This is a genomic window from Bacillus lumedeiriae (assembly GCF_044891285.1).
Classification (GTDB): domain Bacteria; phylum Bacillota; class Bacilli; order Bacillales; family Domibacillaceae; genus Pseudobacillus; species Pseudobacillus lumedeiriae.
On record NZ_JAUIYO010000006.1, the window covers coordinates 172691 to 183372 of the forward strand.

Below are 10682 nucleotides of genomic sequence, written 5' to 3' on the forward strand. Positions count from 1 at the left end.
TATTCATCACTTAAATTGAACTCCTTCTCCCGAGATAATGCGTCCAATTGTATAAGCTTTCTCCCCTGCTTGCGCAATTAACTGTTTCGCCTTGTCTTCATTAGCGGCAGATACGATCATAACAAGTCCAATCCCCATGTTGAAAATGTTATACATTTCTTTAAACTCAAGCTCTCCGTATGTTTTTAACGCTTGGAAAACTTCTGGAATATCCCATGTTCCTTCTTTGATTTCTGCGCCTAATCCTTCAGGCAATGCACGTGGAATGTTTTCAATGAACCCGCCGCCCGTAATGTGGGCCATTCCTTTGATGTCCATTTCTTTCAGTACTTCAAGAACTGGTTTAACATAAATTTTAGTTGGTGTTAGCAGCACTTCGCCAAGCGGAGCTGACAATTCTTCAAGCTCTGCTTCTGGTGAAAGCTGATGGTTTTCAAAGAAGATTTTTCTAACGAGTGAAAATCCGTTGCTGTGCAATCCGCTCGATGGCAGTCCGATGATGACATCTCCGTCTTGGATATTTTCACCAGTAATCAACTTACTTTTCTCTGCGACTCCTGTTGTAAAGCCAGCAATATCGTATTCACCATCGCTGTACATTCCAGGCATTTCGGCTGTCTCTCCGCCGATTAATGCGCAGCCCGCCTGTTCGCAGCCGTCAGCAACACCTTTTACAATTTGTTCGATCTTTTCAGGCAATGCTTGACCGCAAGCAATGTAATCAAGGAAATATAACGGTTCTGCTCCTTGAACAATAACGTCATTGACGCACATTGCTACACAATCAATACCGATCGTATCATGACGGTCCATCATAAAAGCAAGCTTTAGCTTCGTACCTACTCCATCCGTACCTGATACTAATACAGGTTCTTTCACATTGACAGTAGATAAGTCAAACATACCTCCGAAACTGCCGAGCGCTCCCATCACGCCCGCGCGGTTTGTGCGCTTGACATGTTTTTTCATCCGCTCAACGGCTTCGTAACCTGCTTCAATATTTACTCCTGCCGCTTCATATGCCTTAGACATTTACATGCTCCCCCTTATTCACTCTTAAAAACAACTCACTTTTCCTTCATTAGTACATTAATTCTTTATCGTGCGGGTGCACCGTCTCCGGATGGATTTCTGTTGGATAATCTCCTGTAAAGCAAGCAAGACATTGACCGCAATGACCGTTTTGCTTTTCGTGTCCAATCGCTTCAATCATTCCTTCAACGCTTAAAAATGTTAAGGAATCCGCTCCAATTAATTGTCTTAATTCTTCATCCGTATGAGAAGCTGAGATAAGCTCTGCCTTTGTAGACGTATCAATGCCGTAATAGCAAGGATTTTTAATCGGTGGTGAACTGATGCATACGTGTACTTCCGCCGCACCAGCATCTTTTAGCATTTTTACGATTCGTCTGCTTGTTGTACCGCGGACAATAGAATCATCAACCATGACTACCCGCTTGCCTTCTACGACACCGCGGACAGGTGATAATTTCATTTTTACACCTTGCTCGCGCAAAGATTGTGAAGGCTGGATAAATGTCCGGCCGATATAACGGTTTTTAATTAATCCCATTTCATAAGGAATACCGGATGCCTCCGCAAATCCAATGGCGGCTGAAATACTTGAATCTGGTACTCCTGTAACAACGTCTGCTTCAATATTTACTTCTTTAGCAAGCTGAATACCAAGGCGCTTTCTCGCGCTATGGACGTTAATGCCATGAATATCGCTGTCCGGACGAGAAAAGTAGATGTATTCCATTGCACAGATCGCCTGTTTTGTCGCGAGGGCAAAACGTTCAGACTGCACTCCGTCTTTATTGATAATTAACAGTTCCCCCGGCTCCACGTCACGAATGAACTTCGCACCGATGAGATCAAACGCACACGTTTCAGAAGCCACGCAAAATGAATCACCTAGCTGACCAAGTGACAGCGGGCGCAGTCCATTTGGATCAAGTGCTACCAACAGTTCATTTTCTGTCATGACAAGAAACGCATACGCCCCTTTTAGCATCGATAGAGCGTGTTTCATTTGATCTTTCATCGTACCAAATCCGCCGCGGCGAATTAAATGAGCCAATACTTCTGTATCTGAAGTCGTTTGGAAAATACTCCCTTGCCCTTCAAGCTGGTGTCTTAATGATGTCGCATTAATTAGATTGCCGTTATGCGCGAGGGCTAGGCTGCCCGATTGTGAATGAAACAGCAGCGGCTGGACATTTTCATATCCGCCTCCTCCTGCTGTTGTATATCTCACATGACCAATGGCACCAAAACCAGGTAATTCCCGAACTTTTTCTTGATTAAATACTTCAGTTACGAGCCCTTCCCCTTTGATACCTCGGATTTTTTTGCCGTCTGTTACGACGATTCCGGCACCTTCTTGGCCGCGGTGCTGTAAACTTTGCAGCCCATAATAAGTAATTTGCGCTGCATCTTCATGTCCCCATACGCCAAACACGCCACACTCTTCGTTTAAGCCTCTGATTTCAGCAAGCATGGGATAGCTCCTTTCCAGGCCTGTTCTAGTTCACTGACCTCTGCTTCGATGATTGTTTCATTTTGTTGTTTAATCACTAGGTCCGCTGCTTCTGTTACTTCCCCAATTAACGCTGCTTCTGTCATAATCGCCTCAAATTCTGCTTGCTTTTCTTTGCTGACAGTAACGATGAAACGGGACTGTGTTTCACTGAATAGAGCTGCTGTTTTCTCAATGTTTTCAGCCAGTGCTACATTTGCTCCAAGGCCTGTGCCGAAAGCTTTTTCTGCAAGAGCGACCGCAAATCCGCCTTCAGCGACATCATGTGCTGACTGCACTGTACCTGCTTGAATCGCTTTTAGCAACGATGCTTGTCTGCTTTGTTCTACTGCTAAATCAAGATCTGGCGATTTTCCGAAGATTTTCCCGCCATTTTGCAGCTTTTGCAATTCGCTTCCGCCAAATTCAGCTGCTGTTTCTCCAATGATGTAAACAAGATCGCCTGCTTGTTTAAAGCTTTGCGTTGTAATGTGAGCGATATCTTTAATTAACCCGACCATTCCAACAACTGGTGTCGGGTACACAGCTGTTCCATTTGTTTCGTTGTACAGAGAAACGTTTCCGCCGATAACAGGCGTGCTCAGTACTCGACATGCTTCACTCATCCCGTCCGTTGCTTTTTCAAGCTGCCAGAAGATTTCTGGTTTTTCTGGACTTCCGAAGTTCAAGCAATCTGTAATAGCAAGCGGCTCTCCACCCGAACAAACGACATTACGTGCTGCTTCCGCTACAGCAATTTTCCCGCCTGTTTCAGGGTCAAGATATAAGTAGCGGGAGTTACAGTCTGTTGTCATTGCCAACGCTTTATTCGTTCCGCGTACACGGATCACCGCAGCATCAGAACCTGGTGCAACGACTGTGTTTGTCCGTACTTGGTAATCATATTGTCCATAAACCCACTCTTTGCTCGCAATAGTCGGCTGAGAAAGAAGTTGAATGAACGTCTCTTTAAAGTTGTCTACTTGAGGTGTTTCAAGCTCCATCGCTTGATACTCACGGTAGTAAGCTGGTTCTTGTGACGGCTTATGATATACTGGTGCGTCTTCTGCAAGGGCATCGGCAGGTACTTCTGCGACTACTTCACCTTTATGAAGAAGACGAAGCATGCCGTCATCTGTTACGCGGCCGACCGTCGCTGCTTCAAGGCCATATTTTGCGAAAAGGTCTTCGATTTCTTTTTCACGGCCTTTTTTAATAACGATCAGCATCCGCTCTTGTGATTCTGAAAGCATCATTTCATAAGGCGTCATACCTGTTTCACGCTGCGGTACGAAATCAAGGTCCATTTCAATACCTGAACCTGCTTTACTTGCCATTTCAGCTGAAGAACTTGTTAGTCCGGCCGCTCCCATATCTTGAATACCAACAAGCGCGTCATTTTTTACAAGTTCAAGACAAGCTTCAAGAAGCAGCTTTTCCATGAATGGATCGCCTACTTGAACAGCTGGGCGTTTTTCTTCTGATTCTTCACTTAATTCTTCTGAAGCAAAAGTTGCACCATGAATTCCGTCACGGCCTGTTTTTGCACCGACATACATAACCGTATTGCCGACACCTTTTGCTTGGCCTTTTTGAATATCTTTATGATCGATTAATCCAACACACATCGCGTTAACAAGTGGGTTGCCCTCATACGTAGGGTCAAACTGAACTTCTCCTCCCACTGTCGGGATACCGATACAGTTACCGTAGCCTGCAATTCCTGCTACTACTTCTTCAAATAAATATTTCACACGGCTGGATTCAAGCTCACCAAAGCGCAATGAATTTAACATCGCAACTGGACGGGCACCCATGGAGAAAACGTCACGGATAATCCCCCCAACACCTGTTGCTGCTCCTTGGTATGGTTCAATAGCCGATGGATGGTTATGGCTTTCGATTTTAAATACAACTGCCTGCTCATCACCAATATCTACAATTCCCGCGCCCTCTCCAGGACCCTGAAGAACACGTTCGCCTGTTACTGGGAATTTACGAAGTACGGGCTTTGAGTTTTTATAACTGCAGTGTTCAGACCACATAACAGAAAAAAGACCTGTTTCCGTGTAGTTTGGCGTCCGTCCTAGAATTCCCTCCGCTTTGGCGAACTCCTCATCCGTCATGCCCATTTCACGGTAAATTTTCTTTTCTTTAATTTGCTCTGTACTAGGCTCAAGCATTAACGACATGAGATTCCCTCCATTGTTTCACAATTGATTGAAATAATTTTAATCCGTCTGCACTTCCAAGAAGTTCATCCACTGCCCGCTCTGGATGAGGCATCATTCCAAGAACATTGCCTTTCTCATTCACAATGCCAGCAATATCCTGCAGGCTGCCGTTAAAGTTGTTTGTATAAGTAAAGACAATTTGATTATTAGATTGAAGCGCCTCTAATGTTGCTTCATCACAGTAATAGTTTCCTTCCCCATGGGCAACAGGAACGGTAATTGTTTCTCCTTTTTCATATAGAGAAGAGAACATTGTTTCATTATTTTCTACTTGCAGCTGTGTAGGAGCGCAAACAAATTTTAAATCTTTGTTGCGAAGCATCGCTCCTGGAAGCAAACCAGACTCTAACAAAATTTGGAAACCGTTACACACACCAAGAACTGGCTTTCCTGCTTCTGCTGCTTTTTTCACTTCGTTCATTACCTTTGATAAGTGAGCGATGGCTCCTGAACGAAGGTAATCTCCGTAGGAAAAGCCGCCCGGAAGTAAAATGCCGTCGTAGCTGCTTAAATCATCCGCATCATGCCAGACGTACTCTACTTCTTCACCTAGTTCGTCTTTTACAGCATGGAACATATCAACGTCACAATTGGAGCCTGGGAACACGATTACTGCGAATTTCACTGTTCAACACTCTCCTCAATTTCATATCGGTAATCTTCAATGACTGGGTTCGATAATAGCTTTTCACATACTTCTTGTACTGTTTTTTCTACTTCTTGATGATCTCCATCAATCGCTAACTCCATATATTTGCCGATGCGTACATCTTGTACACCTTCATATCCGAGGTTTGTTAATGACTGTTGAACAGCTTTCCCTTGTGGATCTAATACACTTTCTCTTAACGTAACGAATACCTTTACTTTATACATGCTGATTTCCCCCTAATCTATTTAGTACCTCTTTATATGCCCCTATCAAATCGCCTAAATCACGGCGGAATATATCTTTATCCAATTTACGGTTCGTTTTCTTGTCCCAAAGACGGCAAGTGTCCGGCGAGATTTCATCAGCGAGCAAAATAGCTCCATGCTTATCTTTTCCGAACTCGACTTTAAAATCGATTAAATCAATTTCCATATTTGCGAACAAGGATAGAAGTGCTTCGTTAATTGCTAAAGCCTGCTTCTTCATTTCAGCTACTTCCTCTTTAGAAGCGACTTTCAACATTTGAATATGATCTTCAGTAAGGAGAGGATCACCAAGTTCATCATCCTTAAAATAGAATTCAACGATTGGCTGATCAAATGCTTCTCCTTCTTCAAATCCAAAACGTTTAGCTAGGCTTCCAGCCGCGGCATTTCTTGTCACGACTTCCAGCGGAATAATACTCACATGTTTAACGAGCTGCTCATGATCGGAAATCTGCTCGATAAAGTGTGACGGAATGTTGAGCTCTTTAAGCTTTAAAAAGATAAGACTGCTGATTTCATTGTTTAGTCTTCCTTTACCTTCCAGCTGCGCTTTCTTCTCTCCGTTAAAAGCAGTAGCTGAGTCTTTATAGGAGACTAAAATAACATCTTCTTGATCGGTTGCGTAAATCTGTTTCGCTTTCCCCTCATAAAGCAATGAGCCCTTTTCCAATGTAATTCCCCCTGTAGAAATAATGGCAATCTTCAGTCATCCATGCAAATACCCGTCATACAACGGGTATTTGCATTTTATTCATCATTCAGTCCAAGACGAGTAAAGATCGTATCTACGTGCTGTAAGTGATAATTGTAATCGAAGCAGTCAGCAATTTCTGCAGCTGTTAATTTCGCTGTGATCTGTTCATCGGCTTCAATCAGCCCGCGGAATGGCACTTGTTTCTCCCATGCCTCCATCGCTTTAGGCTGAACAGTGTCATAAGCCGCTTCACGCGCCATGCCTTTATCGATCAAAGCAAGGAGCACACGCTGTGAATAAATCAACCCTAGCGTCCGATCCATGTTGCGTTTCATGTTCTCAGGAAAGACGGTTAAGTTTTTGACGATGTTGCCGAAACGATTCAACATATAGTTCAAAGCGATCGTTGCATCTGGCAAAATAATACGCTCTGCCGAAGAATGGGAGATATCCCGTTCATGCCATAAAGGAACATTTTCATAAGCCGTTAACATATGTCCGCGGATCACACGGGCAAGCCCTGTCATGTTTTCTGAACCGATGGGATTACGTTTATGCGGCATGGCAGAAGATCCTTTTTGTCCTTTTGCAAAGAACTCTTCCACTTCTCGTGTTTCACTCTTTTGCAAACCGCGAATTTCGACAGCAAATTTCTCGATGGAGGCCGCAATTAAAGCGATCGTGCTCATGTAATGAGCATGACGGTCACGCTGCAGCGTTTGTGTAGAAATGGGTGCCGGCTTCGTTCCAAGCTGTTTACATACATACTCTTCTACAAATGGGTCAATGTTCGCGTACGTACCGACCGCTCCAGAGATTTTACCGTATTCTACTCCATCAGCCGCCTGATTAAAGCGTTCTAGGTTTCTTTTCATTTCCTCATGCCAAAGAGCCATCTTTAAACCGAATGTAGTCGGTTCTGCATGAACGCCATGTGTCCTTCCCATCATGACCGTATATTTATGTTCTTTTGCTTTTTCTTGAAGAATTCCAACAAAGTTTTCCAAATCATTTCTTAAGATCGTATTTGCCTGTTTTAACAAATAAGATAAGGCTGTATCTACTACATCTGTAGAAGTGAGTCCATAATGGACCCATTTCCGTTCTTCTCCAAGAGATTCGGATACTGCACGTGTAAAGGCAACAACATCATGCCGTGTTTCTTCTTCAATTTCTTTAATACGGTTCACATCAAAAGATGCTCGTTCACGAATTTTTTTGACGTCTTCTTTTGGGATTTCACCTAATTCTGCCCACGCTTCACAAGCAAGTATTTCTACTTCCAGCCAAGCTTTATAACGGTTTTCTTCTGTCCAGATGGCTCCCATTTCCGGGCGCGTATAACGTTCAATCATGTCTTTTTCCTCCGATCAGTTTCCGTCGCTGTTCCAGATTCCGCTTGCTTCTACCTCTTCAAGTGTGGCATTCATTTCGTTTGTCAAAATGGTTATGTGTCCCATTTTTCTTTTAACTTTTGCTTCAGCTTTTCCGTACAAATGAACAGACCATTCCGGATGATCAGCCAGCCCTGCCATAATACCTTCCATATGCTCACCTAGAATATTAACCATAAGTGCCGGTTTCAACAGTTCTGGTGTTTGCAGCGGCCAGTTGCAAATAGCGCGGATGTGCTGGCCAAATTGGGAAATGTCGCATGCTTCAATGGTATAATGCCCTGAATTATGAGGTCTAGGTGCCAGTTCATTAATGTAAATCTCCCCATCTTTGCCAACAAACATCTCTACAGCCAGTGTACCAACAAGTTCAAGCGCTTCTGCAATTTTTTCTGCTGCTTTTACCGCTTCCTCTTTTACATGATCCGATACCCTTGCCGGTACAATCGTTTCATGGAGAATGTTTTCTCTATGTATATTTTCTCCGACTGGAAAGTAAGTTGTTTCCCCTTGAAGGTTGCGGTTCACAATGACCGAAATTTCCCTTTCAAAAGAAATCCATTTTTCCAAAACGCATACACCGTTCTTTAAAAGCTGAGCCGCCTCTTCAATTTGCGATGCCTCTTTGATGACGAATTGTCCTTTGCCATCGTAACCGCCCCGTGCTGTTTTTAGGACAGAAGGATATCCGAGCTGAGCGATTGCATCATAAATCTCTCCAGCTTCAGTAATCACCGCGTAAGGAGCTACTGGAACACCCGCATTGGCAATTGCTTCTTTTTCTGCTACACGGTTTTGCGTAACTTTGATCAGCTCTGCTCCCTGCGGAATAAATGCGATTTCCTGCAGTTTCTTTAAGCCGTCGTAATCTATATTTTCAAATTCATAAGTAATCACATCACTGACTTCAGCAAGCTTATTCAGTGCTGCTTGATCATCGTAAGAAGCATTGATTTCAATATCAGCTACCTGCCCGCATGGAGAGTTTTCTCCTGGTTCGAGAACAGCAATTTTGAATCCCGCTGCCTTTGCGGCAAGCGCCATCATCCGGCCAAGCTGTCCGCCGCCAATAATCCCAATTGTTTGACCTGGTTTAATCATTTGTCTAGACAAGTTGATCACTACTTTCCAGTACAGTTTCTTCAAGTTTTTGACGCCGTTCTTCAAGTTTGGAGGCTATTTCTTTATTCGTAATAGATAATATTTGTGCTGCCAACAAACCAGCGTTCACCGCACCAGCTTTACCAATGGCTACAGTTGCCACCGGCACACCTCCTGGCATCTGTACGATTGACAGCAAGGAATCCATCCCGTTCAATGCCTTAGACTGAACCGGCACACCAATAACCGGCAATGTTGTTTTTGCCGCAACCATTCCTGGAAGATGGGCTGCTCCGCCTGCACCGGCAATAATCACTTTGATACCCCGTTCTCTCGCTTGTTCAGCGTATTGAAACATTAAATCTGGTGTGCGGTGCGCAGACACTACTTTTTTCTCAAAAGAGATCCCTAGTTCTTCCAGAATGTCACAAGCATTCTTCATCGTTTCCCAGTCAGAGGTACTTCCCATTATTACGCCAACTTCTACTGACATGATTGACCCCCCAAAGTAATTAGTCACATATAAAAAGCCCAGATGAGATGCTGATCTCTCATAAGAGAAAGCAGCTCACCTGGGCAAAAAGCTCGTTAAGAATGGATTTGCTCCAGATAAGTTATACTTTCCCCATAGTCCGATTATTTACGGTAATCGGGTAGAAACTTGCAGGCCATATTCCCGCTATTATATGAGGCACCGTATTTGTCATCTACATCTTAACAAGCATAAAAGTATATTGTCAACAAAAAATCGAACAATTATATTTTTTCATTTTTTAATGTTCGTGTTTAGAGCATCATTTTCCCTTCAAAAACGATTTCTCTGCCAATTGGCGTATATTTCTTCTCCTTATTGATCATTTCTTCTTTAAACACAGGGCGCTCCATTCTCCTAATAGGTACATACCCTTCCTGTTTCATGCGTTCCAGACATTGATCAATTGTTTCATTTTCCTGTACATAAAACGTTTTCTTTTTACTCATTCCGCCAACTTCCCTTTTTTTACACTTTTCACCCAAAATCCGCCATGAATCGTTTTAGGCTCATATGCAATAATAAATGCTTTAGGATCTAATTCTTTAATCTGGCTGTATAGCTTTAATTCATATTTTCTTGGCGTTAAGATTTGCAGAGCCATCCGATCACCCTCAAGCCCATTCGCGGCCCAGGTTGTCACTCCATACCCTTGTTCCCGCAACTGTTTTGGTAAATCTTTATCATACTCTTTTGTAATTACATTCACTGTAATATAGCCGAGTGCCAGCTTCTCCTCCAATTTCATTCCAGCAATAACTCCTAAACCATAACCAACAGCGTACGCAATGACATTTTGAATTTCATTTAAATTATCAAGCACAAGTCCAAGCCCAACGATATAAATCACAATTTCAATCATACTGACAAAGGCAGCAACATAGCGGTATCCCTTTAATGTTAAAATCATCCGAATCGTAAAGAATGATACATAACAAACATTGATAATTAAAATAATTAATACCATAACTAATCCATTCCCTAGCATAAGGCCCCTCCTTTAAATAAAGACTAATAATCTTTCAAATTATCTTTCAAATAATGACGTAAGTTTATCACAATTTATGTGGAGAAAAAAGAAGAAGAAAAGCTGAAAACATTCATCTTTCTCCAGCTAGTTATCCGATATAAAAAAAAGAACAGCTTTAGCTGTTCTTTTTGTCGTTTGCCTGGCAGCGTCCTACTCTCACAGGGGGAAGCCCCCAACTACCATCGGCGCTGAAGAGCTTAACTTCCGTGTTCGGTATGGGAACGGGTGTGACCTCTTCGCTATCGCCACCAGACTGTA

General features: G+C 43.0%; 11 protein-coding genes, 1 rRNA gene and 1 riboswitch. All 12 genes read right to left on the minus strand.

The features are described 5' to 3' along the window. Positions 1-6 precede the first annotated feature (6 nt). Positions 7-1032 carry a phosphoribosylformylglycinamidine cyclo-ligase gene (gene purM, locus QYG89_RS10390; RefSeq protein WP_404316940.1) on the minus strand — a complete coding sequence of 342 codons (1026 nt, stop codon included), beginning with the start codon at positions 1030-1032 and terminating at the stop codon, positions 7-9. A gap of 49 nt (positions 1033-1081) precedes the next feature. Further along, a complete protein-coding gene (gene purF / locus QYG89_RS10395) occupies positions 1082-2503 on the minus strand; it encodes an amidophosphoribosyltransferase (RefSeq protein WP_404316942.1) in 1422 nt (473 codons plus the stop codon). Further along, positions 2479-4713 carry a phosphoribosylformylglycinamidine synthase subunit PurL gene (gene purL / locus QYG89_RS10400; protein ID WP_404316944.1) on the minus strand — a complete coding sequence of 745 codons (2235 nt, stop codon included), beginning with the start codon at positions 4711-4713 and terminating at the stop codon, positions 2479-2481. Before purL ends, purF begins: the two co-directional genes overlap by 25 nt. Then, positions 4697-5380, minus strand: a complete 684-nt coding sequence (purQ, locus tag QYG89_RS10405) for a phosphoribosylformylglycinamidine synthase subunit PurQ (protein ID WP_404316946.1) — start codon at positions 5378-5380, stop codon at positions 4697-4699. Before purQ ends, purL begins: the two co-directional genes overlap by 17 nt. Continuing rightward, positions 5377-5631: a phosphoribosylformylglycinamidine synthase subunit PurS gene (purS, locus tag QYG89_RS10410; RefSeq protein ID WP_404316948.1), complete on the minus strand. Its 255-nt coding sequence runs from the start codon at positions 5629-5631 to the stop codon at positions 5377-5379. The genes purQ and purS overlap by 4 nt, the downstream gene beginning before the upstream one ends. Further along, positions 5624-6343, minus strand: a complete 720-nt coding sequence (purC, locus tag QYG89_RS10415) for a phosphoribosylaminoimidazolesuccinocarboxamide synthase (protein WP_404316950.1) — start codon at positions 6341-6343, stop codon at positions 5624-5626. Before purC ends, purS begins: the two co-directional genes overlap by 8 nt. 77 nt (positions 6344-6420) lie before the next feature. Then, on the minus strand, positions 6421-7722 hold the full coding sequence (gene purB / locus QYG89_RS10420; protein WP_404316953.1) for an adenylosuccinate lyase: 1302 nt from the start codon (positions 7720-7722) through the stop codon (positions 6421-6423). A 15-nt stretch (positions 7723-7737) separates the two neighbouring features. Then, on the minus strand, positions 7738-8874 hold the full coding sequence (gene purK / locus QYG89_RS10425) for a 5-(carboxyamino)imidazole ribonucleotide synthase (protein WP_404316976.1): 1137 nt from the start codon (positions 8872-8874) through the stop codon (positions 7738-7740). Further along, entirely contained in the window at positions 8867-9355 is a 489-nt protein-coding gene (purE, locus tag QYG89_RS10430; protein ID WP_404316955.1) for a 5-(carboxyamino)imidazole ribonucleotide mutase, read from the minus strand. The genes purK and purE overlap by 8 nt, the downstream gene beginning before the upstream one ends. Before the next feature lie 115 nt (positions 9356-9470). After that, a riboswitch (purine riboswitch) is annotated at positions 9471-9572 on the minus strand. A 76-nt stretch (positions 9573-9648) separates the two neighbouring features. Next, a complete protein-coding gene (locus QYG89_RS10435; protein ID WP_404316957.1) occupies positions 9649-9843 on the minus strand; it encodes an NETI motif-containing protein in 195 nt (64 codons plus the stop codon). Next, complete coding sequence (locus QYG89_RS10440; protein WP_404316958.1) at positions 9840-10382, minus strand: DUF2179 domain-containing protein; 543 nt, start codon at positions 10380-10382, stop codon at positions 9840-9842. The genes QYG89_RS10435 and QYG89_RS10440 overlap by 4 nt, the downstream gene beginning before the upstream one ends. Positions 10383-10561: 179 nt before the next feature. Beyond that, a 5S ribosomal RNA gene (gene rrf / locus QYG89_RS10445) occupies positions 10562-10677 on the minus strand. Positions 10678-10682: the final 5 nt, after the last annotated feature.